Source organism: Sphaerisporangium rufum (assembly GCF_016863395.1).
Taxonomy (GTDB): Bacteria; Actinomycetota; Actinomycetes; order Streptosporangiales; family Streptosporangiaceae; genus Sphaerisporangium; species Sphaerisporangium rufum.
Window position 1 is genome coordinate 13086 of record NZ_BOOU01000101.1, and the last position, 23305, is coordinate 36390.

The 23305-nt window shown below is 70.3% G+C and carries 24 protein-coding genes and 1 pseudogene; 9 read left to right on the top strand and 16 right to left on the bottom strand.

The window, feature by feature from the left end; genetic code table 11:
• Nucleotides 1–17: 17 nt before the first annotated feature.
• The 5 genes from Sru01_RS32610 to Sru01_RS32630 form a co-directional block, all read right to left on the bottom strand.
• Nucleotides 18–656 carry a response regulator gene (locus Sru01_RS32610; RefSeq protein WP_203993969.1) on the bottom strand — a complete coding sequence of 213 codons (639 nt, stop codon included), beginning with the start codon at nucleotides 654–656 and terminating at the stop codon, nucleotides 18–20.
• A gap of 3 nt (nucleotides 657–659) precedes the next feature.
• Nucleotides 660–1880, bottom strand: coding sequence for a sensor histidine kinase (locus tag Sru01_RS32615; protein ID WP_203993972.1), 1221 nt, complete (start codon nucleotides 1878–1880; stop codon nucleotides 660–662).
• Nucleotides 1877–2599, bottom strand: a complete 723-nt coding sequence (locus Sru01_RS32620) for an ABC transporter permease (RefSeq protein WP_203993974.1) — start codon at nucleotides 2597–2599, stop codon at nucleotides 1877–1879. Before Sru01_RS32620 ends, Sru01_RS32615 begins: the two co-directional genes overlap by 4 nt.
• Nucleotides 2599–3312, bottom strand: a complete 714-nt coding sequence (locus Sru01_RS32625; protein ID WP_203993976.1) for an ABC transporter ATP-binding protein — start codon at nucleotides 3310–3312, stop codon at nucleotides 2599–2601. Before Sru01_RS32625 ends, Sru01_RS32620 begins: the two co-directional genes overlap by 1 nt.
• A 75-nt stretch (nucleotides 3313–3387) precedes the next feature.
• Nucleotides 3388–4419 carry a pyridoxal-phosphate dependent enzyme gene (locus Sru01_RS32630; protein ID WP_203993978.1) on the bottom strand — a complete coding sequence of 344 codons (1032 nt, stop codon included), beginning with the start codon at nucleotides 4417–4419 and terminating at the stop codon, nucleotides 3388–3390.
• Between the two features lie 361 nt (nucleotides 4420–4780).
• Here Sru01_RS32630 and Sru01_RS32635 point away from each other — a divergent pair, with 361 nt between their 5' ends.
• Nucleotides 4781–5335: a hypothetical protein gene (locus Sru01_RS32635; RefSeq protein ID WP_203993981.1), complete on the top strand. Its 555-nt coding sequence runs from the start codon at nucleotides 4781–4783 to the stop codon at nucleotides 5333–5335.
• 17 nt (nucleotides 5336–5352) lie between these two features.
• On the opposite strand, the gene Sru01_RS32640 is transcribed toward Sru01_RS32635, so the two are convergent.
• The 4 genes from Sru01_RS32640 to Sru01_RS32655 all read right to left on the bottom strand — a co-directional run bounded on the left by Sru01_RS32640 (nucleotide 5353) and on the right by Sru01_RS32655 (nucleotide 9192).
• Complete coding sequence (locus tag Sru01_RS32640) at nucleotides 5353–6012, bottom strand: GNAT family N-acetyltransferase (protein WP_239137939.1); 660 nt, start codon at nucleotides 6010–6012, stop codon at nucleotides 5353–5355.
• A 191-nt stretch (nucleotides 6013–6203) separates the two neighbouring features.
• A complete protein-coding gene (locus Sru01_RS32645) occupies nucleotides 6204–7325 on the bottom strand; it encodes a hypothetical protein (RefSeq protein ID WP_203993983.1) in 1122 nt (373 codons plus the stop codon).
• Between the two features lie 50 nt (nucleotides 7326–7375).
• Complete coding sequence (locus Sru01_RS32650; protein WP_239137940.1) at nucleotides 7376–7855, bottom strand: SigE family RNA polymerase sigma factor; 480 nt, start codon at nucleotides 7853–7855, stop codon at nucleotides 7376–7378.
• Between the two features lie 236 nt (nucleotides 7856–8091).
• Nucleotides 8092–9192 (bottom strand): M20 family metallopeptidase, encoded by a 1101-nt coding sequence (locus Sru01_RS32655; RefSeq protein ID WP_203993987.1) that lies wholly within the window; start codon nucleotides 9190–9192, stop codon nucleotides 8092–8094.
• A 275-nt stretch (nucleotides 9193–9467) separates the two neighbouring features.
• Between Sru01_RS32655 and Sru01_RS32660 the strand changes: the two genes are divergently transcribed.
• Nucleotides 9468–9773 carry a hypothetical protein gene (locus Sru01_RS32660; RefSeq protein ID WP_203993989.1) on the top strand — a complete coding sequence of 102 codons (306 nt, stop codon included), beginning with the start codon at nucleotides 9468–9470 and terminating at the stop codon, nucleotides 9771–9773.
• Nucleotides 9774–9907: 134 nt separating this feature from the next.
• Here the strand turns inward: Sru01_RS32660 and Sru01_RS32665 are convergent, their stop codons facing one another.
• Nucleotides 9908–11755: a serine hydrolase domain-containing protein gene (locus Sru01_RS32665; protein ID WP_203993991.1), complete on the bottom strand. Its 1848-nt coding sequence runs from the start codon at nucleotides 11753–11755 to the stop codon at nucleotides 9908–9910.
• Between the two features lie 168 nt (nucleotides 11756–11923).
• Between Sru01_RS32665 and Sru01_RS32670 the strand changes: the two genes are divergently transcribed.
• Nucleotides 11924–13072 carry a sensor histidine kinase gene (locus Sru01_RS32670; RefSeq protein ID WP_203993993.1) on the top strand — a complete coding sequence of 383 codons (1149 nt, stop codon included), beginning with the start codon at nucleotides 11924–11926 and terminating at the stop codon, nucleotides 13070–13072.
• Nucleotides 13050–13703 carry a response regulator gene (locus Sru01_RS32675; protein WP_203993995.1) on the top strand — a complete coding sequence of 218 codons (654 nt, stop codon included), beginning with the start codon at nucleotides 13050–13052 and terminating at the stop codon, nucleotides 13701–13703. The genes Sru01_RS32670 and Sru01_RS32675 overlap by 23 nt, the downstream gene beginning before the upstream one ends.
• Nucleotides 13704–13894: 191 nt before the next feature.
• Here Sru01_RS32675 and Sru01_RS32680 read toward each other — a convergent pair whose 3' ends face one another.
• On the bottom strand, nucleotides 13895–14734 hold the full coding sequence (locus Sru01_RS32680; protein ID WP_239137941.1) for a LysR family transcriptional regulator: 840 nt from the start codon (nucleotides 14732–14734) through the stop codon (nucleotides 13895–13897).
• Between the two features lie 115 nt (nucleotides 14735–14849).
• On the opposite strand from Sru01_RS32680, the gene Sru01_RS32685 reads away from it, so the two are divergent.
• The gene (locus Sru01_RS32685; protein ID WP_203993999.1) at nucleotides 14850–15581 is read left to right on the top strand and encodes an SDR family oxidoreductase; all 732 of its coding nucleotides are present in this window, start codon (nucleotides 14850–14852) and stop codon (nucleotides 15579–15581) included.
• A gap of 149 nt (nucleotides 15582–15730) precedes the next feature.
• On the opposite strand, the gene Sru01_RS32690 is transcribed toward Sru01_RS32685, so the two are convergent.
• Nucleotides 15731–16678: an SDR family NAD(P)-dependent oxidoreductase gene (locus tag Sru01_RS32690; RefSeq protein ID WP_203994002.1), complete on the bottom strand. Its 948-nt coding sequence runs from the start codon at nucleotides 16676–16678 to the stop codon at nucleotides 15731–15733.
• Nucleotides 16679–16783: 105 nt separating this feature from the next.
• On the opposite strand from Sru01_RS32690, the gene Sru01_RS32695 reads away from it, so the two are divergent.
• A complete protein-coding gene (locus Sru01_RS32695; RefSeq protein ID WP_203994006.1) occupies nucleotides 16784–17458 on the top strand; it encodes a TetR/AcrR family transcriptional regulator in 675 nt (224 codons plus the stop codon).
• Nucleotides 17459–17598: 140 nt separating this feature from the next.
• Here Sru01_RS32695 and Sru01_RS32700 read toward each other — a convergent pair whose 3' ends face one another.
• Complete coding sequence (locus Sru01_RS32700) at nucleotides 17599–18165, bottom strand: TetR/AcrR family transcriptional regulator (RefSeq protein ID WP_239137942.1); 567 nt, start codon at nucleotides 18163–18165, stop codon at nucleotides 17599–17601.
• A 97-nt stretch (nucleotides 18166–18262) separates the two neighbouring features.
• On the opposite strand from Sru01_RS32700, the gene Sru01_RS32705 reads away from it, so the two are divergent.
• Nucleotides 18263–19261: an NAD-dependent epimerase/dehydratase family protein gene (locus Sru01_RS32705; protein ID WP_203994009.1), complete on the top strand. Its 999-nt coding sequence runs from the start codon at nucleotides 18263–18265 to the stop codon at nucleotides 19259–19261.
• 105 nt (nucleotides 19262–19366) lie between these two features.
• A complete protein-coding gene (locus Sru01_RS36405; protein WP_203994011.1) occupies nucleotides 19367–20089 on the top strand; it encodes a GNAT family N-acetyltransferase in 723 nt (240 codons plus the stop codon).
• A 166-nt stretch (nucleotides 20090–20255) separates the two neighbouring features.
• Here Sru01_RS36405 and Sru01_RS32715 read toward each other — a convergent pair whose 3' ends face one another.
• Both Sru01_RS32715 and Sru01_RS32720 read right to left on the bottom strand, forming a co-directional pair.
• Nucleotides 20256–20564, bottom strand: a complete 309-nt coding sequence (locus Sru01_RS32715; protein ID WP_203994013.1) for a type II toxin-antitoxin system prevent-host-death family antitoxin — start codon at nucleotides 20562–20564, stop codon at nucleotides 20256–20258.
• Nucleotides 20565–20818: 254 nt separating this feature from the next.
• Nucleotides 20819–21652 (bottom strand): helix-turn-helix domain-containing protein, encoded by an 834-nt coding sequence (locus tag Sru01_RS32720; protein ID WP_203994015.1) that lies wholly within the window; start codon nucleotides 21650–21652, stop codon nucleotides 20819–20821.
• Nucleotides 21653–21820: 168 nt separating this feature from the next.
• Here Sru01_RS32720 and Sru01_RS32725 point away from each other — a divergent pair, with 168 nt between their 5' ends.
• Nucleotides 21821–22840, top strand: coding sequence for an aldo/keto reductase (locus Sru01_RS32725; RefSeq protein ID WP_203994017.1), 1020 nt, complete (start codon nucleotides 21821–21823; stop codon nucleotides 22838–22840).
• Nucleotides 22841–23161: 321 nt separating this feature from the next.
• Here Sru01_RS32725 and Sru01_RS36705 read toward each other — a convergent pair.
• Nucleotides 23162–23268, bottom strand: a pseudogene (locus Sru01_RS36705) (peptide-methionine (S)-S-oxide reductase MsrA); the annotation flags it as partial.
• Between the last annotated feature and the right edge of the window lie 37 nt (nucleotides 23269–23305).

Genomic DNA, 23305 nt, shown 5'->3' on the forward strand with positions numbered 1-23305 from the left:
AGCACCGGTCCACGCGGTCAGCTCTCGGCCGCCCGCCCGAGCAGCCCGGCCTCGTAGGCCGCCGCCACCGCCGCGGCCCGGTCCTTGACGCCGAGCTTGGCGAAGACGTGCAGCAGGTGCGTCTTGACCGTCGCCTCGGTGATGAACAGCTTCGCGGCGACCTCGCGGTTGGTGGCGCCCCGGGCGATCAGCGTGAGCACGTCGAGCTCCCGCCGGCTCAGCGTCCGCCGTTCGGGGGCCTCCGCCTTCCGGGCGAGCAGCCCGGACACGGTGGGAGACAGTACCGTCTCGCCGCGGGCGGCCGCCCGCGCGGCGCGGAGCAGCGCCGCCCGCGGGGTGTCCTTCAGCAGGTAACCGGTGGCCCCCTGCGCGATGGCGGGCAGCACGTCCGAATCATCGTCGAACGTCGTCAACACCAGAATCTTGACGCCCGGCCGCTGGTCACGCAGCCGGCGGATCAGCTCGGCGCCGCTCATTCCCGGCATCCGCAGGTCCATGAGCACGAGATCGGGGCCGGTCCGGCGCGCCAGGGCGAGGGCCTCCGGCCCGTCGGCGGCCTCACCGACGACGTCGAAGGCCTCATCGGTGGAGAAGATCTCGCGTAGCCCGTCGCGCACGACCGGGTGATCGTCCACGACGATCATGCGGATCGGCATGTCTCACCCGTTCCTTGGGCCGGCCGGGATGGCGGGCACGGTGGCGGAGACGCCCGTCCCCTGGCCCGGAGCGGTCTCGATCGCGAAGTCACCGGCCAGCCGGGCGACGCGCTGGCGCATCGAGATGAGACCGAATCCGCCGGCGGGCGACGGGTCCGCCACCTGGGGGTCGAACCCGGCTCCGTCGTCGCGCACGTCGAGCACCACCACATCCTCCATGTAGGACAAGGTCACGGCCACCCGGCCGGCGGAGGCGTGTTCGGCGACGTTGGCCAGCGCCTCCTGGGCCACCCGCAGCAGCGTCATCTCCACCTCGGCGTGCAGCGGTCTCGCCTCGCCGGTGACCGAGACCGGAGCCGGCACGCCGGTCGCCCGTGACCAGGTGTCCGCGACATCCTCAAGGACGGCCGCGAGCCGGGCCTCCTCCAGGGCGGCGGGGCGCAACGCCTGCACCGACCGGCGGGCCTCGTCGAGTCCGTCCCTGGCCAGGGTGCGGATGATCTCCAGTCTGGACCGGACGGCGGCGGCGTCGTCGATGACGTTCTCGGCGACCTCGAGCTGGGTGAGCATGGCGGTCAGCCCTTGGGCGATCGTGTCGTGGATCTCCCTGGCCATCCGCTGGCGCTCGCCGAGCACACCCGCCTCGCGGGCCTGGGTCAGCAACCGGGCCTGCAGGCTTCCGTTCTCCTCCGCCAGGTCGACCAGCCTGGCGGAGGCCGCCCTCAGCTGGGTGATCATCTCCTTGCGCTGCCGGTTCTGCTCGGAGACGGTGCGGATGAACAGGCCGACGGTCGAAGCGACCAGGACGGCGAGCAGGAACGAGAAGGCCATCTCGCGCGGCGGCCGGGGATCGGGCCGGACGCCCACCAGGACGGCGGTCGTCGCCGCCACCCCCAGGTAGGCCGTCCACCCGCGCAGCAGGGCGAACGACTGGATGAACGCCCCCAGGCCGGCCACCGTGAACAGCGGATTCATCCTGATCAGTACGGCGATGAGGGCGAGCGTCACCACGAAGTAGACGATCGCCGCCACCGGCCGCTCGATCCGGCTGAACCGCGAGGAGACCATGAACCAGTGCCAGCCTCCGGTCAGCACCGCCAGGACCGCCACCTCCGCTCGCCGGTCCTGCGCCAGGGCGAAGAGCATCGGCAGCAGGATGAAGAGGTACGGCAGGACCGGCCAGGTCCGGTCCCATCGCGAGATGTCGGCCTCGTCGCCGGTCACCAGCGGAACGCCCGGAGACCGAGCCCGCCGGCGACCAGGAAGATCGCGGCCATGGCGGCGAAGGTGAGCGGAGAGACCGGCTGGCCTTCCCAGCCGGCCCGGACGGCGCGGACCGCGGGAGCCATGGGGGTCAGCCCGCCGATGGAGCGCATCGACGCCGGCAGGGTCTCCCAGGCACTCAGGGCACCGGAGACGAAGACCATCGGGAAGAAGAGCGCCAGGCCGACGACCGTGGCGGTGCGGCCGGTGGGCACCAGGGCCCCGACGAGCAATCCGATGGCACCCAGGCTCAGCGCGCCGAGGACCCAGGCCAGGACGACGGCGGTGAGGTCGGCCGGCCCGCCGAGGCCGTAGGCGACCAGGCCGACGACGGTGAGCAGGGCGGTGCCGAGCACGGCCAGCAGCATGTGCGCGGCCCACTGAGCGCCGAGGATCATGCCGGCGGATGCCGGGGTGGCGCGCAGCCGCTTCAGCACCCGGCGTTCGCGGTACTGGGCCAGGGTGGCCGGCAGCACGACCAGGGAGGCCAGGCCGAGCACGAAGACGCTGAGCATCGGGACGAAGGCGTCGATGATGGGCAGCCCGCCGGGCAGCGTGCCGCCGTTGCGCATCTTCACCCACAGGATGACCACCGGGAAGGCCAGCGCGAAGAAGGCGGCCATCGGATCCCGCATCGCCAGCCTGAGTTCGATCGCGATGACGTTGCCGAGACCCCTCATCAGGCGGTCCTCCCGGTGAGCGTGAAGTAGGCGTCGTCGAGAGATCCGGCGTCGCATCTGGCCATGAGCTCATCCGGGGTGCCCTCGTGCACGATCCGTCCCCGGTCGATCACCGCGATGCGGTCGCAGAGGGCTTCCGCCTCGTCCATGAAGTGGGTGACCAGGACGACGGTGACCCCGCGGTCGCGCATGTCGCGGATCAACCCCCAGGTCATCCGGCGGGCGGCCGGGTCCAGACCGGTGGTCAGCTCGTCGAGGAAGACGATCTCCGGGTCGCCGACCAGGGCCAGCGCGATGAACAGCCGCTGCTTCCAGCCGCCGGACAGGCCGGCGAAGCGGGCGCGCTTCATCGCGGTCAGCCCCCATTCCTCCATCAGGGCACGCCAGTCGGCGGGCCGGTCGTAGAAGGAGGAGTACATCCTCAGCGCCTCGCCGACCTTGATGGCATCGGGCAGGGCTGCCTCCTGCAACTGAACGCCGACGCGCTGCAGCAGCTCGCGGCGCCGGGTCCGCGAGTCCAGGCCGAGCACGCGCACGGTGCCGCCGTCAGGACGGCGCAGGCCGGACGCGCACTCCACCACGGTCGTCTTGCCGGCCCCGTTCGGGCCGAGGAGACCGAAGATCTCACCTCGCCCGACGGTCAGCGTGACGCCGTCCAGCGCCCGGTGCGTCCGGTAACTCTTCCGCAGGTCGTTGAGCTCAATTACTGTCACGTCCCGAGAATCCCCGGTCCGCCGGATCTTCGTAATCCACCGAACGGTCGATGGTCCGGCACCGCCCGACGCCGGTCACGGCCGTTCAGCGCCGAGCAGGCGGGACAGGCGGGCGGCGTGCGGTCTCCAGTCCAGCCCGGCCGCCTCGGCCCAGGCATCGTCATGGCATCTGTGCAGGTGACGCTCGCCCGCGTCGCCGATCAAGGTGATCACATCGCCCGGTTCATCCCGGTCCCGCATCCGGGTGACGAGCTCCAGCGCACCCCACAGATTCGTCCCCGCGGCAGGACCGACCGCCGATCCGGTCACCTCGCGTACCCGGCGCGCGGCCGCCACGCTCGCGGCGTCGGGAACCGGAACGACCATGTCGACCACGTCGGGATCGAAGGCGGGTTCCATCCGGGGTCTGCCGATCCCGTCGATCCGCGACGGCATGCCCGTGCCGTAGTCGGCGGCGCCCAAGGTCCAGCCGGGGAAGTAGGCGGAGTTCTCCGGATCGACCACGGCCAGCCTGGCGGGCAGCCGTCGCTCTCGCAGCATCCGGCCGATGGCGGCGGAAGTGGCCCCGGTGCCCGCGCCGACCACGATCCACGCCGGACACCGGTCCACCTGGTCGAGGAGTTCCACGGCGAGGCCGCCACCCTGCCAGTCGACGGTCGCGGCCGAGGCGTAGTAGTCGAGGTAGTGGCCCCCCATCTCCTCGGCCAGCCGGGACGCCTCACCATATACGGCCACCGGCGGATGGACATGCCGGACGCTCCCGCCCAGCCGCTCCACCTCCGCACCGGTGGACCCGCGCGGCATGACGGCGGTGTACGGCAGGCCGAGCAGGCGGGCGAAGTAGGCCTCGGCGACGGCCATCGTGCCGCCGACCGCGTCGACCACCGCCGTGCCGCGCCCGATGCGGCCCGCGGCGAGGGCGGTCCGGAAGATGGCGCGGGCCAGACGATGCTTGAGACCACCCGTCGGGTGCACGGACTCGTCCTTCAGCCAGAGCCGCACTCCCCACGCCGCGGGCAGCGGGAACGGCCGCAATGGAGTGGCCCCCTGCCTTGCCAGATCCTCGTCCAGCCGGGCGATCCCCTCGGCCGCCCACCTATCGATCATGGCCAGGAATGTACTCCGCCCGGTCCGGACCACTGCCGGCGGCACCTGTCCGGCTCCGGTGCCAGGTGGTGATCGTGCCGGCCTGCGGACCCGCGGACCCGCGGAGCCGGCAGGCCAGGTGCGCAGACATCCTTCGGCTCTCCCGCGGCCTCGGTGATGACCGCGGTCCGCGTGACGGTAGCCCTGCGTCACCCTCGCCGACCGGCCGTCCGGCGGATCGGGAACATCGGTGACCGCCGTTTTCTTGACACCCCGCCGGCACGGGCCACAATGACGGTGTCGTCGCGAGTGGTGCCCTCTCGACGCGGACCACATTCCGTTCGTCACGGGTCGACATGGGAGTCCACTCATGCGGTCAGCAGTGTTACGTGCGTTGATGGGCGCGGTCATCGCCGCCGCGGCGGTCCTGATGCCGGCGGGGCCGGCGTCCGCGGGCATCTGGCAGCTCACCGACGGATTCGAGCCGTCGACGAATCCGGCGTCCCGATGGACGTTCACCGCCAACGGCGGGTGCGGCGGGCCCTCGTTCGGCGGTCCGTCGGCGACGCCGCGTACCGGGAGCGGCTGGGCCACCATGTGGGCCTACACGAAGGGCGACTGGTGCGCGCTCGGGCGGACCATCCAGCTCACACCGGTGAGCGTCCATCCGGGGGCACGATGCTCCGCCGGCGTCTGGACGGAACTGTGGGGGGAACAGGCCTCGTTCAACCTCGAGGTGATCGACCCCGACACCTGGACGTACATCGCGCTGAAGTCGATCACCCAGGACTGGGTGCATGGCTGGGAACTGCAGACGGTGAGCTGGACGGCGCAACGCACCGACGTCGTGCTGCGGTTCGCCGTGGGCCAGCGCAACCCGTACTGGCACGCCGCGCAGGTGGATCTGGACGACGTCGTCGTCCAGTGCGCCTACTGATCGCCTGCCGGGAACCGCTACCGCCGGCCGGCCGAGCCGGCCGGCGGCCGCAGGAGGAGGCTCAACTGCGAGCCGAGTTCCCGGAAACCGAGAGCGCGGGCGACTCGCCGCGACGGCTCCGGGCGCGCTTTCCACTGCGGCAACAGCCCTTCGGCCAGGGCTTCGGCCACCGCCGCCGAGGCCACCAGGCGAGCCAGCCCACGACCGCGACGTTCCGCGTCCACCAGGACGGAAAGATGCGCCACCCCATCCGACCATGAGCGATACCCCGCGGCGGCGATCACCTTCCTCCCTTCACGGATCGCCCAGACCGCCGAATCGACCTCATCCACCCCGCTCTCGTCGGCATCCTGGTCGTCCACTGCGGCCACCAGTCGGGCTACGTCGCAGTCGTCCGCCGGTAGACGTTCGACTCCGGCATCGATATGGGCCGAAACGAAATCATCGGCATCGAGGTACGCGAGCGTCGCCGGGCCAAGGACATCGTGGACCGGTAGCCGGGCGGAGAGTCCAGAAAGCTCAACGCCGGTTCCGCCGAGATCGGCGAGCAGGACGCGACGCACCGGATCGACCAGACCGGCCTCGGGCACCGTGGCCAATGCCGCGCCACCCAGGGTGACGATTCCCGTCCATCCCGCCGGACACAACCACGATCCGGGAGAGACCACCACGGTCACGGCTCCGCGCCGGGGGAACGTGACGGGAACACGGGCCATGTTCGCCCATAGCCGGCACGCGTGATCCAGCAAGTACCTCGACACCTCTCCATGATCCGCCATGTCCAGCGGCATTCGCGGCCCCCCGGGCGCGGGACGGGGTCGGGCGATGTTCGGCGGCCTGTGCCGGAGCGTGCGGCGGGGCCACGGGACTAGCGGTCCGGGTCGTGGATGACGACCCAGGTGGCACCGCGCTTGAAGTAGAACATCTCCGTGCTCGTGTACAGGGTGGGGGATGCCTTGCGATCGTCGCTGATCCATAGCCGGCCGACCTTTGATGTGGCGAGATCGAAGATCACTCTGGCCTGCCGTCCCTGCCGGTCGACCTGACGCAGGGTGACGAAGCGCTCGGCCACGACTGATCGGGGGTAATCGCCCGGCAGGTCCAGCACCTGGCGGCCGTCGCGGCGGATCGCCTGGTGGCCGGTGAAACACCAGGTCACCTCGCATCGCGTCTGCGATGGATCTTCGAGCCGCTCCCCGGTGCTCAAGTTGACCGGGCTCGTCAGGCCCCCCGGCCAACCGTCTCGGAAGCGCCCCGCCCAGGGCCAGGAGAAGATGCGCAGCCCTTCCGTGCCCGGGACGAGCGACGGTTCGCCGCCAGCCACCGGAACCCGGTGGACGCCCCCCGATTTGGTCGACGACCAGTAGATACTGCCGTCACCGACGGCCAGGTCCACCCGATGAATGGTGTCCCCGTTCACCTTGTCCACGTCCCGCTCGGCCGGGAACGAGGCCACCGTGCGAGGAGTGCCACCGGTCACCGGAACCGTCATGATGTGGATGTCTCGGTCCGCATACTTGAACCAGGCGATCACGCCGTCGCCCACCGCCGGCGCGTCCACCGGCGCGATGGGCTGGTCGATGGTGGCCAGGTGCCGGAACGTCTGCGATTCCACGTGATAGGCCCACAGTTCAGGCGCAGGGTCGTAGCCCTTCTTCGAGACGTACCCGAGCAGGGTGCGGGAATCGATGAACAGCTTCGGCGTGAACGCCTCACCGCCGGGGACCTTCCGGGGGACCTCCGTGATCACCGAAGGCAGCACCTGCTCCAGTGGCGGCGCGATCTCCGCCACGATCCGTGGTCCGGCCGTGGACGGCGCGGGCTCGGCCGTGATGGCGGGCGACGGCAGGGGAGGCCGCCAGGTCACGACCGACGCGACCCCGATCGCCAGGCAGGTGGCCATCGCGGTCGCCAGCATCGGGCCGAGGCGTCCGCGCCGGATCCGCCCCGCGGTCACCTGGCGCAGCAGATCCGGCGGGGTGGCCGGCATCCGCGCCTCCGCGCCGGCGAACGTGCGGCGCAGCGCCTCTTCGACGTCCTTCATCGCACCTTCCTTAGCGGGGTCACGGTGTCACGCAGCTTGCCGAGGGCGCGATGTGCCTGACTTCGGACGGTCGCCGGAGAGATGCCGAGGATCTCGGCGATCTCGGCATCCGGTAGGTCCTGGTAGTAGCGCAGCACCAGTACGGCCCGCTGCCTCTTGGGCAGCCTGGCCAGGTCGTCCCAGAGGTCCAGCGGCGACTCCGCCACCGGCTGCGGCCGTTCGGGTACCTCCCACGCCAGATGCTCGCGCCTGCGCCGCCGCCAGACCGAGATGTGCAGCCTGGTGATCGTCGTTTTCACGTAACTCTCCGGATCGTCCTTGCGCCGCACCCGCGACCACGAGCCGCGCAGCCGGAGCATCGCCTCCTGGACGAGGTCGGCGGCGTCGTGCGGGTTGCCGCTGAGCATGTAGGCGTAGCGGAACAGCGCGTCGATCCGATCGGCGGCGAACTCCGCGAAATCCGGCACGTCATCCACAGGCAGGGGTCCTCTCGTCCATCCCGGCTGAGACGCCCCAGAACCCCTGAAATGTTGCACCATCCCGAATCCGCCGAAGATTCGGCGGGCCGGGCGGCCGCCCAAGCCCACCTCGACGGACCTCCGCACCTGGTGCAGGGAGGTGCTCAAACCGCCGTGGACGCCCACCGTCGAACGAGGTACACGGCGTGCTGCGACTCATGAGTCCAGCGGGCCGGACCGTCGCGGACGACGGATCAGCGGCCGCGAAGGAACGCGGTGAGCGCCCGGCGGTACGGCAGCACCGTCGCCAGGTCGGCGTACTCGTCCGGGCCGTGCTGGCCGTCGCCGCCGATGCCGAAGATCACCGCGTCCACTCCCCGCTCGTAGTAGAACCGTCCGTCGGCGGCGCCGTGCTTGCGCAGGAAGGGGGCGTCGTAGCCTTGGTCCCTCGCCGCCGCGCGCAGCGCGCGCACCTCCGGGCGGTCGCGATCGGCGTGGTGCGGCGGGTCGACGTGGTCGACCACCGGGGTGACGCCCGGCTCGCAGAAGCCCAGCAGATGTTCGGCGACCTGCTGCGGGGACCGCCCGGCCAACTCGCGGTCCTCCGGCGGGAAGCGGATGTCCAGCCACGCCTCGGCCAGGGCCGGGACCTGGTTCCGGGCGGCGCCCGGCGTCTCGACCCGCGCGAGGTTCACCGTGGTGCGCCAGACCTCCTCGGTGGCGACCGGGTATCGGGCCAGCATGTTGTCGACGCTGCGCATCAGCTTGAGCAGGGCGTTGTCGCCGAGCCAGGGGTAGGCGCCGTGCGCGCCGCGCCCGGTGGCCCGCAGGTTGGCCACGACCATGCCCTTGGAGTCGGTCACCACCCGCAGCCCGCTCTGCTCGCCGATCACCACGAAGTCACCGATGACGCCCTGCCGGAGTTGGTGCAACGTGCCGTTCCGCCCCCCGATCTCCTCGTCGGTGACGAGTTGCAGCGCGACCGGATAGGGCAGCCCGGCGGCCGACTCGCGGAACACCCAGGCCATCACCAGCGCCGACACCTTCATGTCCTGGGCGCCTCTGGCGTACAGGCGATCACCCTCGCGGCGGGGCACGAACCGGTCCGGCGCAGCGGGGACCACGTCCAGGTGCGCGTTGAAGATCACTAGAAACCGCGGGCGGGTCGCCGAGACGGGGTAGACCAGCGCGCTCGGCTTACCGCCCGACTCGAACCGCTCCACCGTGAAGCCGGGCCCGGTGAAGTCGAGCACCAGGTCCAATGCCCGGTGAAGATCGGCCGGGCGGTCGGCCACCGATGGCACCGCGAGCAACTCCTCGGCCAGGGTCACGAACCACTCAGGGACGGCCTCCATGCCCCCATGGTCACCCGCCGACACCACCGGCACCAGAGCCCCCGGCCAAGGAAGTGCGCCCGGTCTCCGTCCGGCCAATTCCTGTCACAAGATCGAGCAGAGCGCGGTGAATCATCGCAGTTCGCCGCGTAAACGACGGCCGGCATATCGACCAGGTTCCATTAATAGAACAATGATCGCCAGACTCCTGTGGCCAAACGGCCATACCGCACTGTATCGATCTGGGCTAAATCAATATTGATCGATCAGCTGCCCGTCCTGCCACAAGGAGAAGCATGCGAAAAGTCACCTGGCTCCGCCGACTCGGCCTCGCGTTAGCCGTGATGGCGGCCGGCCTGGCCACCACGCCCGTCAGCGCGCATGCCGACGGTTACGACACTCCGCGCAGCGCCACTGCTGATGGGGCGGGCAGCACCCAGGCGGCGGGGTGGGCGGCGGCCGAGAATCGAGCCCGGCAGGCCGTCCTCGCGGTCGGCCACGACTGCACCCCTGGGACCTATAACACGTTCAGCATTTATATTTCTCCTGGTGGCGGCACCTGGGTCTACCGGTCCACGCATGAGGCGATGTGCGTCGACTGATCGATAATCCGAGCCACGATCGCCCGGCCCGAGGTCGTCCAGACGGCACGGGCGGTGTCATCGACGGCCCGGCGCGTACGCCCGATGCCGGTGACCGCGAGTTCCGCGAGCCCGGGAGCCGGGCGGCCGAGTGATCACAGGTGCCAGCCGAGCAGGTTCCAGTGCCCGCAGAACCAGAGCAGGGCGAGCAGTCCCGCCAGCACGACCACCTGGTGACCGCGGGCCAGCACACCCGCGCGCCGCCAGGCCCGCGCGGTGGCGGCGGTCCCGGCGACGGTGAGCGCGAGGACCAGCACCGGCAGCACCAGGAGGACCTGGACATTGGCCGGCACGCCGTACAGGATGCTCGTGTCGCCGGTCAGCACCAGCGTGAACAGCACCACGAACGCCAGTCCGGCCGCGGCGGCGAGCCCGGTCATGACACGCCCGGCTCGCCACCCGCGCGGAACGGGACGTTTCTTGGCCCGGTGGACCACCGCGGCCACCGGCAGGCCGAGCACGGCGGTCAGCGCGGTGACGGCGAACAGCAGGATGATGACGACATTGACCGGCGGGGTGTCCCACCAGGGGACGCGTTGGTAGGCGGGGCCGTCCGTGGCCACGTACGCGACACCGCTCCCGCCGGTCACCAGCGCCAGCCGCCGCGTACCGCCGTCCTGCTGGTACAGCCCGGGGCCCAGCGGGCTCCACGTGGACCCGCCGAAGCCGAGCTTCCCACCCGCCACCCGCAATCGCGTGGAACCGGTCAGGGCGACCACCCTCTCGATGCTGGACTCGGCGGACCGGGTGGGCTTGTAGAAGCCTTCGACCGGCGTGGCGGAACCCCCGCCACCGGACATGGCGCGCTTTCCCGGCAGGAAGCGGTCGAAGAAGGCAGGAATGATCTTCGCTGCGGTGTCGGCCTCGTCCAGGCCGTTCATGGAGACGAACAGGCCGAGGTCGGCGTCCGGCACCAGCAGCAACGCGCTCTGGAAACCCTCCCAGCCACCGTCATGCATGATCACGCGATGCCCGTTGAGCGTCTGCTCCTTGAACCCGTGGGCGTACCCGTCGATGCGCGGATCGGCGGCGAACGTCCGCTGGTGCATGAGCCGGGCCGTCGGCTCGTCGAGGATGCGCCGGTCGCCGAAGCGGCCGTCCCGCAGGTGAGCGATCATGAAGTGGGCCATGTCGTTCGCGGTGGCACTGATCGACCCGTCGGGCGCGAGGTTGTCGAAGACGAACGGCTTGCGGCGGTACGCCCCGCCCTCGTATTCGTAGCTGCGCGCCAGATCCGCGGCCAGCGGGGCGGGCACGGGCTCGGCGGCCGTGCTGCGCCGCATCGCGAGCGGGTCGAGGATGTGGTCGCGCACGTACTCGTCATACGGCTGCCCGCTCACCCGCGACACGATGTATCCGGCCAGCGCCGCCCCGTAATTCGAGTACGCCGAGACCTCGCCGGGCGGGCGCACCCGCGCGGGCATGGCGTCGGCGAGATGATCCGCCAAGGGCGGCACGTCGTCCTTGCTCCGCGAACCCACGCCGATCGTACGGTCCTCGAACCCGGCCGTGTGGTCCATCAGGTCCTGCAGCGTGACCGGCCGGGAGTAGGTGGCGGGAATCCGGAACGAGGTGAGGTACCGATTGACGTCCGCCTTCAGGTCCAGCCTGCCCAGCTGAACCTGTTGCATCACCGCGGTCCAGGTGAACAGCTTGGTGATCGAGGCGATCCGGACCAGCGAGGTGTCCGGGTCGAAGGGCCTGCGATTCTCGACGTCGGCCAGCCCGTACCCATTGCTGAAGATCGTCTTTCCGCCGCCCACCACCGAGACGACCGCGCCCGGCACGTGGCCGGCCGCCAACCCGTCCGCCATCGCGGCGTCGAAGAAGTCCGCCAGCGCGCGTTCGCCTGGAATATCAGTAGCCGCCATGGCGGGACGCGACGACCCAAGGATCATCGGCACCGCGCACACCGCCACGAGCATCGAACGGAAGACATACACGAGACGGCTCCTGACCTTGTCCGGGGCCATCCACGATGCGGCCGGCGAGGGCGCGGCCGCATCGCCATCGCGGTCACCGGCGTCTGCGACGAAAGTCGGAGGTCGCCCGGCGTCCGGCATCGACCCTGGTGGGAGGTGTCGCGCCGTCACCCTGGCTACGCTGGACCGATGCTGTCGTACCGCGCGGCGCCGCGGCGGGTGGCCGCGCTCGGGCCGCACACGATCAGCGCGGCCGCCACGGCGCTCTGCCTGTTCCTCACCGTCCTGGCGGTGAAGACGCCGTGGGCGCCGCTGCCGCGGCCCGTCATCGCCGCCGCCGGGCTGGCAGGCACAGGAGCGCTGTGGTTCCGGGGCCGGTGGCCGGTCGCGGTGGCCGTCGCCGGGGCGGGCGCGTACGTGCTGTCCGGTAATCCGGGACCGCTACTGATCAGCCTGTACGCCGGCGCCGGCCCGCGCTTCCTGGTGCTGGCGGTGATCGGCGTGGCGGGGTTCCTGGCCCAGCAGTGGGTGGACGGCGGCCGGTGGGGCACGGACGCGCTGATCTCGGCGGTCGCCGCCACCGGGGTCACGCTGGCGGCAGGGGCGTACGCCACCACCCGTCGTGAGCTGAACCGATCGCTGCGCGAACGCGCCGAACGCGCCGAGACCGAGCGGCGGCTGCGCGACGAGCAGGCGAGGTCCGCCGAGCGCGGCCGGATCGCCAGGGAGATGCACGACGTGCTCGCGCACAAGATGGCGCTCATCTCGCTGCACGCGGGCGGCCTGGAGGTGAACGCGAGCGCGGGGCCGGAGCGCGTCGAGCGCGAGGCGGCGCTCATCAGGGTCAGCGCGCAGGAGGCGCTCGAAGAGCTGCGCAAGATCCTGGGGGTGCTGCGCGCCGGGCCCGAAGATGACGACGGCTTTCCCGACCTGCGGCGACTGGTGGACTCCTGGACCTCGGCCGGCGGGACCGTCACCCTGCGGGGTGACACCGGCACCTGGCCCCCGGAAACGGCCAGGGCCGCGCATCGCCTCGTCCAGGAGGGCCTGACCAATGCGCACAAGCACGCCCGCGGGGCCCCGGTCACGGTCACGGCGACCGGGAGCCGCGAAGAGGGCGCCACGATCGTGGTCGCCAACGGACCATCGCCGCGGCCGGGCCCCGGGACCGGCGCCGGGGTCGGTCTGGTGGGCCTGGCGGAGCGTTTCCGGCTGATCGGCGGAACGGTGCGCGCCGGGCCGGACGATGCGGGAGGCTGGCGGCTGGAGGGCCGGCTGCCGTGGCACGCCGCGGACGCGTTCCCGAGGGAATCACATGATCAGGACACTGCTGGTTGACGACGAGTCGCTGATCCGCGCGGGCCTGCGGTTCATCATCGAGTCCGCACCCGACGTGGCGGTCGCCGGCGAGGCCCAGGACGGCGGCCAGGCCATCGACGCGGTCCGCCGGCTGCGGCCCGACGTCGTCCTGATGGACATAAGGATGCCCCGGTACGACGGCCTGGCCGCCACCGCGGCCGTCCGCCGGCTCCCCCGGCCACCTGCGGTGATCATCCTCACCACCTTCGACAGCGACGAGCACGTCTTCACCACCCTGGAGGCGGGAGCCTGCGGGTTCCTGCTCAAGGACACCTCGCCGCACGACCTGATCCGGGCGATCCGGCTCGCGCACGCCGGCGACTCGATGCTGTCCCCGCAGGTCACCCGGCGGCTGATCCACCGGCTCACCACCGATCAGCCCATCCGGCGCCGCCGTGACGCGCTCGCCCGACTGGAGACCCTGACCGGCCGCGAGCGCGAGGTGCTCGTCGAGGTCGGGCTCGGCCGGTCCAACACCGAGATCGCCGCCCGGTTGAACATGAGCGAGGCCACCGTCAAGAGCCACATCTCTCACCTGTTCGACAAGCTCGCCGCCACGAACCGCGTCCAGGTCGCCATCGCCGCCTACCGCGCCGGCCTGGTCGACTGACCCGGCCCGGCCCGGCACGATCTCGCGACCTGAACCGTACGGACAACGGGCGCCCGCAGCCAGGTGGCGGCGGTCAGTGATCACCTGCTGCCCCGAGACGAGCCGAAGATCAACGACCTGGCGAGTACGGTGTCCGATCGACCCGAGCCACACCGGCAGGCTGGACAGACCCGGTGCTGCCGGCACCCGCTTCAGAGTCTGGTCGCGGTGCGGATCAACGAGGCGAGGGCCAGGGACCGGCTGTGCGGCGGCCAGGCGATCACGGTCGTCACCACCGGCGCGTCCGGTACCGGCACCACGGCCAGGTCCTGGCGTAGCTGGGTGCGGCACGACTCGGGCATGATCGCCGAGGCGCGGCCCAGCGCGATCAGCTGACACAGCTGCGCGAGGTCGCGCACCCGCGGGCCGGGCCCGTCGGCGTAGATGCCGTCCTGGCGGGGCCAGCACGGCTGTGGCAGTCCGGGCAGGTCGGCGACGTCGGCCATCCGCAGTTCGGCCCGGTCGGTCAAGGGGTGTCCGGCGGGCAGCACGGCGACCTGTCCCTCCGCGTGCAGTTCCTCGGTGTCGAACCCGGCCGTCGAGTCGTACGGCAGATGCAGCAGCGCCACATCCGCCCGGCCGTCGCGCAGCAACCGCTCCTGCTCGGCGACCCCGCACAGCATGACTTCGACGGCCACGGAATCCGGCTCGGCGGCGTAGGCGTCGAGCAGTTTGGCCAGCAGCTCGCCGACGGCTCCGGCCTTGGTCACCAAGACCAGGCCCGGCCGGCCGGTCGCGGCTCGCCGGGTGCGGCGCTCGGCGGCCTCGACCGCGTCGAGGGCCGCCCGGCCCTCACGCAGCAGAACCGAGCCGGCCTCGGTCAGCGCGACGGCGCGGCTGGTGCGGGTCAACAGCAGGACACCGAGCCTGCGTTCGAGCTGCCGGATGGCCCGAGACAGGGGCGGCTGCGCGATGCCGAGCCGTTGGGCCGCCCGCCCGAAGTGCAGCTCCTCGGCGACCGCGACGAAATACCGCAATTCCCGCGTCTCCATGCCCTCACCGTACGGCGGAGCAGGCTTGTCCGGCGCCACATTGATACCGCCGAGGTATCGCCGGGTACCCAGGCGGTGTTGGAAGCCGCGGCCGGTGCGCCGCCAGGATCGAGGCATGAGCGAACAGTCGATCGCGCTGGTCACCGGCGCGAACAAGGGAATCGGTTACGAGATCGCCGCCGGTCTGGGCGGCCTCGGCTGGCGGGTCGGGGTGGGCGCCCGGGACGCGGAACGCCGGGAATCGGCCGTGGAGAAGCTGCGCGCGGCGGGCGTCGACGCGTTCGGCGTGCCGCTGGACGTCACCGACGACGCGAGCGTGGCCGACGCCGCCCGGCTCGTCGACGAGCGCGCCGGGCGGCTCGACGCGCTGGTCAACAATGCGGCGGTGACCGGTGGCATGCCGCAGGATCCCACGAGGGCCGACCCGTCGGTGGTGCGGACGGCCGTGGAGACCAACGTGATCGGCGTCATCCGCGTCACCAATGCGATGTTGCCGCTGCTGCGCCTCTCCGCCTCCCCGCGGATCGTGAACATGTCCAGCACCGTCGGCTCCCTCACCCGGCAGACCTCGTCCGCCGACCTGGCGGTGATCGGGCCGCTGTCGGTCGCCTATGCGCCGTCCAAGACGTTTCTCAACGCCGTCACCATTCAGTACGCCAAAGAGCTGCGGGACACGCCCATCCTGATCAACGCGGCCTGCCCCGGCTTCGTCGCGACCGACCTCAACGGCTTCCGCGGCGTGCGCACGCCGGAGCAGGGGGCGGCGATCGCGATCCGGCTCGCCACCCTGCCGGACGGTGGCCCGACCGGCGCGTTCTTCGACGACGCCGGCGTGGTCCCCTGGTAACGCCCCCGAAGTCCGCTCACGGACGCGAGGTCTTCGGGGAGTCCACTCAGGGCACGTGGACGGAGCCGAAGCGGAGTGCGAGCCCTCGCCGGTTTCGGCGTCCCCGCTCGGTCACGCTGCGACGAGCCGGCGCCTCCGGCCGGTGCGGGCTACATCGCGATGGCCGATCCGGCGGCGGACGAGTTCTGCTCGGACCGAACGACGGGGAACTTCACCCCGGTGAGGTCTTCGGAGACGGCCCACAGCCGCTGCTGGACGGCCACCTCGTACGACTCGGGGCTGGAGGTGACCAGCCGGGGGTGGCCCATGACCTCGAAGCGTCCACCGGGACCGTAGTACTGGCCGCCCAGCACGGCAGGGTCGGTCGCGGCGCGCAACGTCGGCAAGGCCCCCATCGCCGGCGTCTGGGTGATCAGCGGCGCGAGCCAGGTGAGCGGAACCCGGAGGGCCGCGGGCGAGTTGCGGGCGAGCTCGGTGCTCGACACGCCGGGGTGGGCGGCCACCGCGACGGTATGGCCGCGCGTGACGAGCCGGCGCTGCAGCTCGTAGGTGAACATCAGGTTGGCCAGCTTGGACTGGCCATAGGCGGCGACCCTGCTGTACGACCGCTCCCACTGCAGGTCGTCGAAGTGGATCGCGGCCCGGATGCGATGGCCCACGCTGCTGACCGTCACCACGCGGGAGCCGGGCACCGGCAGCATCAGATCCAGCAGCAGCCCGGTCAGCGCGAAGTGGCCGAGGTGGTTGGTGCCGAACTGCATCTCGAAGCCGTCGCGGGTGGTCTGCTTCGGGGTGTACATCACGCCGGCGTTGTTGATCAGCAGGTCGATGCGGTCGAAGCGGGACCGCAGCGCCGCCGAAGCGGTGTGGACGGAGTCGAGCGAGGTCAGGTCCAGCGCCTGCACGGTCACGTCGCCGGTCATGCGAGCGGCGGCCCGCTCGCCCTTCTCGACGTCGCGCACGGCGAGGACCACCGACGCCCCGCGTTCGGCGAGCGCCTTGGCGGTCTCGTATCCGAGGCCGGTATTGGCTCCGGTCACCACGGCCACCCGCCGCTGCTGGCCGGGGATGTTCGCCGTCGTCCACTTCTTGTCCATACCGGACTCCCATCTAACGTACCGAAGGTATCTTCTACCCGCAACAGTAAGGTACCCCCGGTACATTGTCAACGTACCGGGGGTACTTAAGCTAGGCTGGAGATCGTGAGTTTCCAGCGGGCGCGAACCGAAGAGCAGCGGGAGATCCGCCGGCGGGCGATCCTCGACACGGCGTCGGCGATGCTCCACGAGATGCCCGTGGCCGCGGTCACCCTGAACGAGCTCAGCCGCCGGGTAGGCCTGGCGAAGCCGAACGTGCTGCGCTACTTCGAGTCCCGCGAAGCGGTGCTGCTGGAACTGCTGGACCGCTTCCTGCAGGAGTGGCTGGCGGAACTGGCGGGCGAGCTGGCCGCCGGCATCGACGAAAAACTGCCCATGGCCGAGCGAGCGGAAGCGGTGGCAGAGATCCTCAGCCGCTCGCTCGCCGGCCGACCGGTGCTGTGCGACCTGTTCGGCGCACAGGGGAGCGTCCTGGAGCACAACGTCTCCGTCGAGGTCGTGGCCCGCTACAAGCGCGCCTCCCTGGACCGCTTGACGACCATGGCCGCCCTGATCCAGCAGCACCTGCCGGAGCTGGGCGAGAACGCGACGCTGTTCAGCCTGCAGACCATGGTCATGGCCGGCGCGCTGTCGGCGTACAGCACACCCCCGCCCAGCCTGCAGGCCGCCTACCAGGCCCAGCCCGAACTGGCCCGCTTCCACTTCGAGCTGAAGGACTCCTTGAAGCTGGCCCTGACCGCCACCCTCCTGGGTGTACTCCCCCGCCCTGACCTACCTTGACCGGGCAGGTCCTGGAGTCTCGATCCCCGGTGGGAACCAGGCACGCGTGGGTTCTGCGAAAGTGATCTGGTCCCACCCGGGGGATGGCCGAGGCGGGTGCGTGCGGCGAATCCGGGTCAGATGGCTGCTGGGCACGACGGTCAGCCGGCGGGGAGCGCGCCGAGGAGGGTCTCGAGAATCTCGTCGGCGTCGGTTCGCCATTTCTCTCGGCTCAGCTGGCCGCTCGCCTCCATGCCCAGGATTCCGTGCACGCTGGTCAGCAGCAGTGCGCCGTAGTGATGGGCCCGGTCCGGACCGACCAGATCGCTCAGGACGGTGAGGAACGGGTCCTGGCTGCGTGCCGCCGCCCGGAGCATCTCCTCGGCGGCCGGCGCGCGGTGCATCAACCGGTAGAGGTGCGGCTTCTCGCGACCGATGGTGAGCATGCCGGAGAGCATGTCGCGCAGCTTGTCGTGCGCCGGACGCGCCGGGTCGGCGCTCAGCGCCACCGCCTCGTCGGCGAGCCTGTCCCAGGCCTCGGCTGCGATCGCCGCGAGCAGGTCGTCCTTGTCGTGGAAGTGCCGGTAGGGCGCACCTCGACTGACCCCGGCCCGTGATCCCACCTCTCGCAGCGTGACCGCTTCCGGTCCGCCCTCGTTCAGCAACGCGGCCGCCGCATCCAGCAGGGATCGGCGGGTGGCGGCGGCGGACTCAACGCGGCTGATCACGGCAGCATCCTATCCAGTTGACATTGTCAACATTGTGGGCCAGGCTTGCATTTCAGATGACAATGTCAACTCTTACGAATGACCTCGAAGGACGCTTATGGACATCTTCCTGACCGGCGGATCCGGTTCCGCCGGTGACGCGATCATCCGGAAGCTGGTGGCCGGCGGACACACGGTGCACGCCCTCGCGAGATCCGACTCGGCCGCGCAGACGGTCACGGCCGCCGGGGCGACCCCGGTGCGCGGCGATCTGGCAGAGCTCACCGGCGCCGCCGCGCCGGCCTGGTTCGACATCCTCGACAAAATGGACGTCGTGGTCCACGCGGCGGCCTACATGGAGTTCTGGGGACCGGACGACCTGTTCGTCGAACGGAATCTGGTGCCCACCCGCGCCCTCTACCAGGCAGCGGTGACCGCCCGAGTCAGGCGCTTCGTGCTGCTCTCGGCGGCCAGCGTCTCGACCGGCACCAGCCGCGCGAGCACCATCGACGAGACCTCCGAGACGGGCCGGCCGAACATCGCCTACAGCCGGGTCAAGCTCCGTACCGAGCAGGAGCTACTCGCCCTACCGCACGGCGACACGGCGCTGGTGATCCTCCGGCCGCCCTTCCTATGGGGAAAGCGCGGGGCCAACAACCTGCAGGGCTTCGTCGAGTCGGTCGAGGCAGGCCGGTTCTCCTGGATCGACGGCGGCCGGCACCTGGTCGACTTCTGCCACTTCGACAACCTCGCCCACGCGATCTCCCTCGCCACGACACGCGGGGAGCACGGCCTCACCTGCTACATCACCGACGGCAGACCCATGCCCGCCCGTGACTTCTTCACCTCGCTGCTCGCAACCCGCGGCCTCGACGTGAGCAAGGCCGGCAGCGTCCCGCGCCTGATCGCATCGACACTGGCCACGCTCATGGAGACCGCCGCCAAGGCCCGGCGCAGCACCACGCCGCCGCCTCTCACCAACTGGATCATCACCTTCATGGGCCGCGACCGGACATACGACATCACCCGCGCCCGCACCCACCTCGGCTACGCGCCTGTCACCACGGTGGACGAAGGCCTCCGCCAGATGTCTCTTTCCGGAAAGGCCCACCGATGAAGCGGTTCCACCTCGCCACCGTGACCCTCACATCCGCCGGGTCAGTTTTCACCCACCCGCCGGTCAACCTCGTCGGGTCCGCGGGGCCTGGTCCACTTCCACGCCGTGATCTGGCTGGACGGACCGGGCGGGCCTGGCGATGCTCCGCCCGGCTGGGCCACCGTGCCCATGCCGGCTGCGGCGATCGGGCAGACGGCGGCGGGGGTGGCGGTGCCGGTTCCGGAGGAAGCCCCGTGGTTCGGTCCAACCCAAGCTCTACGCGGACTGGCCATCATGTCGCCCGGCGGCACTTCCGCTCATACCGATGAGTGGATGCATGACGCCGAGGGACATCGACCACCGCTCAGCCCCGACAATGATCTAATGAACATCGAGATTAGACGGCCCCAGCCAGGTACCGAGGCGGAGTTCGTAAGAGGGCTGGAGTGGCTCTTCGACCCGCCCGGTAGCCGGCCTCCGGATTGGGACCGCGACCGCGCCGTCGAGCGCACCGCCCAGGTCCTCGCGAGCGAGAACGTCGCCCTGTTCGAAGCCCGCTCGCCTCAGGACCAGTTGGTCGGCGTCGCCAGCGTCTACCTGGACATCCTCTCGGTGCGCTTCGGTCGCCGGGCTTCGATCGAGGATCTCGCCGTGCACCCCGAATGGCGCTCCCGAGGTGTCGGGGCCAGTCTGCTGACAGCCGCCAGGACGTGGGCGCAAGAGCATGGCGCCGACTACGTCTTCCTGGAGTCCGGCATCGCACGAACCGAGGCGCATCGCTTCTACCTTCGCCAAGGTGCGAACCACGCGGCCGCAGCGTTCAGATGGACGGTTGGACACAATCGCTGACGAGCTTCGGTCGTGAATCGACTTATCCGCTACTGCAGCGAGGGGTAACCCCGCCTCGGGATTCTCGACTAGAAGGAGGATCTTTTCAGCACCTTCGGTACGGCATCGGGGGCGATTCGCCGGAGATCATCGACCGCCCGGGCGGTGAAGACGACGTCCGACATGGCTATTCGTCATCCGGCATCGCGGCCAGCGACTCCCGCGTCTGCCCGAAGGCGGCAAGCACATCATCGAGCGCGACGCGCTCGCCGGCGTCTGTGACCGAACGTGCCAGCACCAGGGCCAGGTCTCGAAGGTCGGCCGCGGCCTCCTCCAGCTCCTCCAGTCGTCGGATGCTGACCACCGCTGCCACCGGCTGGTGCCGGCGGGTTACCACCAGGTCGGTTCCGTTCTCGGCGTCGGCTACCAGACGGGCTACCCCACGCTGGGCGGCTTCGGTGACGCTCAGTTCGGTGACATCATGCAAAACCGTCATGCGCTAACTATGCAGGTAACTATCTAGACACCATACGTAGCGGCCAAGGTGATCTCCAGATGAGGGGAGGCGGCCGCCGAGCCGAATCGACGATCAGGGAAGGCGGTGGAGTTCCCGTCGTGCGTTTGGGCTGGAGCCCGCCAAGTGCCATCCTCGAGAAGCGAACCCCTCCGCGTTTGATGGGGCTGAGCAGGGCCGGGCGATGAATCTGCCGGTGGCGACGCTCTCCGATCATGTGTCCGTTCCGGCGCTCGTCAAACCTGGAGGCCGACGACCTCTAGTAGCCGCAGCCGCTCGGCGGTCTCGCCGCCCTCCGCCACGGTGAAGGCCATGATCCGCAGATCGGTGCCGAGCGCCGAGAGGATGTCGCAGTCGAGGGTGAGTTCGCCGACGCTCGCGTGCCTGACCGTCTTGGTCAGGGACTTGTGCACACCTACCACGCCGGAGCCCCACAGCGCCGCGAAGTCACCGCTGCGGGCACGGAGCTCATCGATCAGTGCGGCCAGTCCGGCGTCCTTCGGATAGCGAGCCGAAGCCGCTCTCAGGTCGGACATGAAGGCGGCGCGGTGACCCGTCTCCCTGCTCACCGCCTGGGGGTATCCGGCGGGCGGTTCCACGAAGGACCACCACACGGCATTCCTCCCGAAGCCGCGTGACACGGGAGGGTCGCCGAACACCGCGGCCCACAACCGGTTCCACGTGATGAGATTCCATGCGGCGTCGTACACGCTCAGGGGTGTGCCGGTCAGCCGATCCAGCAGGCGCTGGACGCCTGCCGGCACATGGTCGGAAATCTGCCCCGGGCCCGGCACCGCCTGACCGGCGAGCACGAACAGGTGCTCACGCTCCGCCGTCGTCAGCCGCAACGCCCGAGCCAGCGCGGACAATACCTGGGGGGACGGATTCGTCGACCTGCTCTGTTCGAGCCGCACGATGTAGTCGACGGACAAGCCGCTGAGCAGGGCGAGCTCCTCACGTCGCAGGCCTGGCGCGCGCCGGCGTCCGTCGTCCGGCAGGCCGGCCTCGGCCGGTTTCGTGCGATCCCGCCAGGCGTGCAGGGCCCTGCCGAGATCGGTGGATCCGGTCATCTCCTCAGTATGGGCAATCGGCCGCGTCCGGTCGTGGTACTCCGGGTCCACTGGCTGCGGCGGGTGCTGGTCGATGCCCACGGGTCCGCGGAAGGTGGACGTACCGGCCGACGGGCGGTGGCCGGCGGGAGGACCCACTCACCGGTTGAGACCGAAAGAGGCACGTACATGAAGTATCGCAACCTCGGGCGGACCGGGATCAAGGTCAGCCCCTACGCACTCGGCACGTTGATGCTCGCCGGCCAGATGGGCAACGACCCGGACGAGTCGGTCCGGATCATCCACAAGGCGATAGACGCCGGGATCAACCTCATCGATACCGCCGACCGCTACGCCGACTCCGAGGACATCGTCGGAAAGGCCCTCAAGGGCCACCGCGACGAGGTGGTCCTGGCAACCAAGGTCGGCATGCCCATGGGCGAGGACGTCAACCGGCAGGGTGCCTCCCGCCGCTGGATCACCACCGCTGTCGAAAACTCCCTGCGGCGGCTCGGCACCGACCACATCGACATTTATCAGCTCCAGCGGCCTGACCCGGACACCGACCTGGAGGAGACCCTTTCCGTTCTGACCGACCTCGTCAGGGCCGGCAAGGTGCGCGTGATCGGTTCGTCGACGACGCCCGCCTCGGTGATCGTCCAGGCGCAGTGGGCCGCCGAACGCGCCGGCCTGCAGCGGTTCCGCACCGAGCAGCCGCCGTACTCGATCCTGAACCGCGGCATCGAACGGGAGGTCCTGCCGCTGGCGCAGGAGTACGGCATGGGCGTCATGGTGTGGGGCCCGTTCGGCCAAGGCCTGCTGACCGGCCGGGTGCGCAAGGGCGGTGAGAACGACCTCAAACGCGTCCAGTTCTCCCGCCACCTCACCGACGAGCGCCGCATCGACGTCGTCGAACAGCTCATCCCGCTCGCTGAGGAGGCCGGCCTGCCCATGACCCACCTGGCCATGGCGTTCGCCATCGCCCATCCAGGCGTCACCGCCGCGCTCCTCGGCCCGCGCACCATGGAACACCTCGACGACCTTCTGGCCGGGGCCGACGTCGAGCTGTCCGACGACATCCTCGACCGGATCGACAAGATCGTCCCGCCGGGCACCGAGGTCAGCGCGCTCGACCAGGAGTACAAGCCCCCGGCATTGCTCGACCCCGCTCTCCGGCGTCGTCCCGCCGGGCTCCGGTCGGCGGCCTGAGCCAGAGGCCAGGCGGCGGCCTGCCCGGGGAAGTGGTCCGGCCCCTGGCACGCCTCTCGACTCTCGATCGACGCGACTATCTGGTCATCGCTCCCGCCATCTGCGTAAGGAAGAACGGCTCACGATCTTGGCAGATGACTGATCTGCTGTGTTCATGGCCCTATGCATCGCGCGGGTTCGGGGTGCGGAGCCCCTGCCTTAGGGTTTGGTGCGGGAATCCCGATAAGAACAGTCCGAGCGGATCGAGGGCCGTTTCCCGGTGGAGCCGGACACGTACCTGCGGGCCGCACCTGGATTTGATGCGGCCCGTGGTCGAGCGGCTCAGGCTTCGCCGGTGGTCAGGCCGACGGGGCAGCTGACGCCGGTGCCCCTATGCCGCAGTAGCCGTTGGGGACTTTGTGCAAGTACTGCTGGTGGTGGCGACTCGCCTCAGGCAATAGTTCATCATCGCCGTCACCTCGCCGT

Excerpts from the sequence above, each read along its gene's own strand:
- Sru01_RS32645 (WP_203993983.1), bottom strand. The coding sequence starts at position 7,325 with ATGCCGGCCACCCCGCCGGATCTGCTGCGCCAGGTGACCGCGGGGCGG.
- Sru01_RS32690 (WP_203994002.1), bottom strand. The coding sequence starts at position 16,678 with ATGGACAAGAAGTGGACGACGGCGAACATCCCCGGCCAGCAGCGGCGG.
- Sru01_RS32620 (WP_203993974.1), bottom strand. The coding sequence starts at position 2,599 with ATGAGGGGTCTCGGCAACGTCATCGCGATCGAACTCAGGCTGGCGATG.
- Sru01_RS32680 (WP_239137941.1), bottom strand. The coding sequence starts at position 14,734 with ATGGAGACGCGGGAATTGCGGTATTTCGTCGCGGTCGCCGAGGAGCTG.
- Sru01_RS32655 (WP_203993987.1), bottom strand. The coding sequence starts at position 9,192 with ATGGAGGCCGTCCCTGAGTGGTTCGTGACCCTGGCCGAGGAGTTGCTC.
- Sru01_RS32660 (WP_203993989.1), top strand. The coding sequence starts at position 9,468 with ATGCGAAAAGTCACCTGGCTCCGCCGACTCGGCCTCGCGTTAGCCGTG.
- Sru01_RS32705 (WP_203994009.1), top strand. The coding sequence starts at position 18,263 with ATGGACATCTTCCTGACCGGCGGATCCGGTTCCGCCGGTGACGCGATC.
- Sru01_RS32725 (WP_203994017.1), top strand. The coding sequence starts at position 21,821 with ATGAAGTATCGCAACCTCGGGCGGACCGGGATCAAGGTCAGCCCCTAC.
- Sru01_RS32610 (WP_203993969.1), bottom strand. The coding sequence starts at position 656 with ATGCCGATCCGCATGATCGTCGTGGACGATCACCCGGTCGTGCGCGAC.
- Sru01_RS32720 (WP_203994015.1), bottom strand. The coding sequence starts at position 21,652 with ATGACCGGATCCACCGATCTCGGCAGGGCCCTGCACGCCTGGCGGGAT.
- Sru01_RS32630 (WP_203993978.1), bottom strand. The coding sequence starts at position 4,419 with ATGATCGATAGGTGGGCGGCCGAGGGGATCGCCCGGCTGGACGAGGAT.
- Sru01_RS32670 (WP_203993993.1), top strand. The coding sequence starts at position 11,924 with ATGCTGTCGTACCGCGCGGCGCCGCGGCGGGTGGCCGCGCTCGGGCCG.
- Sru01_RS32715 (WP_203994013.1), bottom strand. The coding sequence starts at position 20,564 with ATGACGGTTTTGCATGATGTCACCGAACTGAGCGTCACCGAAGCCGCC.
- Sru01_RS32685 (WP_203993999.1), top strand. The coding sequence starts at position 14,850 with ATGAGCGAACAGTCGATCGCGCTGGTCACCGGCGCGAACAAGGGAATC.
- Sru01_RS32675 (WP_203993995.1), top strand. The coding sequence starts at position 13,050 with ATGATCAGGACACTGCTGGTTGACGACGAGTCGCTGATCCGCGCGGGC.